At 39.6% G+C, this 2,924-nt stretch carries 2 protein-coding genes and 1 pseudogene; all 3 read left to right on the plus strand.

All coding sequences use genetic code 11. The features are described from left to right. On the plus strand, positions 1-1,068 hold a 1,068-nt coding region (locus Q0064_RS14125; protein WP_298148855.1), incomplete at its 5' end, for an RHS repeat-associated core domain-containing protein. A gap of 4 nt (positions 1,069-1,072) precedes the next feature. Continuing rightward, positions 1,073-1,702: a hypothetical protein gene (locus tag Q0064_RS14130; RefSeq protein WP_298148856.1), complete on the plus strand. Its 630-nt coding sequence runs from the start codon at positions 1,073-1,075 to the stop codon at positions 1,700-1,702. Positions 1,703-2,060: 358 nt separating this feature from the next. Beyond that, positions 2,061-2,924 (plus strand): annotated as a pseudogene (locus Q0064_RS14135) (type IV secretion protein Rhs); the annotation flags it as partial.

Genomic DNA, 2,924 nt, shown 5'->3' on the forward strand with positions numbered 1-2,924 from the left:
ACCAAATTCTTCTACGTGTACAACTACACCGACCACCTCGGAAACGTGCGTATGAGCTACACCGATAACGGAGTGGCAGTTCCTAAGATTTTGGAGGAAAACCACTACTACCCGTTTGGTTTGAAACACGAAAACTACGCCAGTGAACGTTTTGAACGTGTAAAAGAAACCAATGGCGAGTTATTTGTAATACAACCTACGGAAAGAAGGGAGTGGCAGTATAAGTACAATGGGAAGGAGTGGCAGGATGAGTTAGGGCTTAACTTTTACGACTACGGCGCGCGGAATTATGATGCAGCGATTGGTAGGTGGATGAATGTGGATCCGTTGGCGGAAGTATCGAGAAGGTTCTCACCATACGTTTATGCATTGAATAATCCGATTTATTTTTTAGATCCAGACGGAATGAAAGTGATCAATGGCAATGAAGCTGAAAGAAATAAGAGGTTAAATGAACGAGATAAGAAAAAAGCAGAATTTGATAGTAAATATTCAAGTACCAATTTGAAGCGTAGGGATTTTAATTCAAGAAAAGAGTTCAAATCATACAAATCCGCCAAAGAAGGTCTGGCAAAAGCGGAATCTGAGTATAAATCAGCAGAATATAGCTATCAACAAGTACAAGCAACTATAGATGAGTTTAAGAATGTAGACCCTGAAGGATTTGCACAAGTAGATAATCTAAAGAATGCAGTAACGGGTAGCGAAATAGATGTTGTTGTTAAATTTGGCGGAGTTGACCCAAATTCAGGTGGCGCAGAAACATCACCTTCTGTTTGGCCTGCAAGTGCTAGAAATCAAGATTTGGGTGGTGATGGTAATATAAATATAACTTTCGATGGTTCCTCAAAACTTGGTAGAGGTGAAACTATTGCCCATGAATTTGGTCACGCGGTTGGAATTGCAAATGCCCCATATGACAGTTTTTATTCAGCTCTTGTAGCTCGTAATCAAGCTGCATTGTTTGGTAAGCCTGCGAGTTGCCAGCATCCAGACAATAGAAATGAAACTTACGCTAAAACAGCGATGGATTGGCAAGATCGATTTATAGCGCTATTAAAAAAATGAAACAATGATAAAAATAAAAGTAGTTTTTATTTTGACATTCTTATGTGCTTTGAACTTACAAGGCCAATCAAAAACAATAGCGGAAGATATTTTTAAAATGCATTTATTTTTAAATAAAAAAAATATATCAAGGAGTGATTTAAGTAAAACAGTTTATAAGAATGATTCTTTATATGCTATTTTTAAGAAAAAGTGCTTTATAAAATTAGACACTTTACAATTAAACTCAAAAATTCATCTCTCCATAGATGGCGATTTTACTTTCTATAAATTATCTGATATTAGCTATAGTGGTAGTTTAGACAATAATGAATCATGGTTTTTAAAAATTGATTTTTGTTATGACGCTCAGTATATCATTGCAATTAATCAAAATACAGGTAGAAATTATCGTCTATCAGGATTCTATGTCAATGATTTTTTTTCATTCTATAATGATATCAAAAAAGCATATCGAGACTCCAATTTTAAAGAATTGAAAAAGAAATCTTTTTTTAAAGAGTATATCGTAGAGTACTTAGATTTTAAATGTCTTTATATAGGTTTGAGGCAAAATAAAATTGATAAGGAGCATTTTCCTTGTTTAAGAACGTGTAGTGATACTTTTAGTATGCATAAATTTGAAAGAAAGTAAAGAATATTTTTAGGCAAAGTATCAAAGCAGATGGGAATCAAATACTGAAAAGAATTTAATGAAGTTCGAGCGTCTTCCAGCCGCGCTAAGTGTTACGTGCTCCCGTTCGCGCGGATTTACTTCGTTTAGTCGGCTAAAGCCTTGGGTGCAATCCCTGCGAAATCTCGAAAACACGTTTTAATTAGCACTCATGCCTAGCCCCTATTGAAGCGGCAGCCCGGAGAAAAAACAGCTTGGCGGAAGCGCGGCTGTGGTGGCGACCCAAGAAGCCCACCGCAGTGCGACTGTAGGCAGCTGTTTTTTTGAGGACTATAGCGGAAAGCGGGAATGGCTGCAAAAGAAAATACACAACAGCGACATGAAAGTACTCACCGTAAATTATTACGACGATTATAATTTTCCGAGAGCGCTGTTGGATTTTTCTTCCAATTTGGTGACAAATATTACGTACAACAACACCTCTTTAAAACCAAAAGGCTTGGCTACCGGAACTTGGGTGCGGGTGCTCAACAATGCTGCAAGACCCGAGGGCGAAACAACTACCTTTTTTTATGATGATAAAGCACGCCTGGTAAAAACACACAAAGAAAATTACCTCGGCGGACAAACCCTTACCGAAAGCATGCTCGACTTTACGGGGAAGGTGCTAAAAAAGTTAACGCTACACCGAAGAGATAACCCATCTGGTACTGAAACTCGGATCGACGAGCAATTTGAATACTCGCCGCAAGACCGCTTGCTTACACATTTACACCGCGTGAACGGCGGCACTTGGGAAGTCCTTTCCAACAACACCTACGACGAGCTGGGGCAACTCATTTCGAAAAAAGTAGGCAAACAAGACCCAACCGGTGCGAGTTTTCTGCAAAAGGTAGATTATGCCTACAACATCCGTGGGTGGTTAACCAACATCAATAACGTGGCCGATACCGCCGATGAAGTTACCGATTTATTTGCCTTCAAGATTAATTACAACACCCGAGAACAATCGATTCCTGGCGTGGAAAACCTGTATAACGGCAATATTTCGGAAACGTATTGGCGCACCGAAAGCGATGGTTTTACGCGTATGTACGGCTATCAGTACGACGATTTAAACCGATTGCTTAAAGGCAACTACCGCAAATTGGGCTACAGCGTTACGGGCAATTACGACGAAACACTGAGCTACGACAAGCACGGCAACATCACTTCGCTGCAACGCAACGGTTTTGCCGACGCC

Source organism: Flavobacterium sp. (assembly GCF_027490375.1).
In the GTDB taxonomy this organism is placed as follows: Bacteria; Bacteroidota; Bacteroidia; order Flavobacteriales; family Flavobacteriaceae; genus Flavobacterium.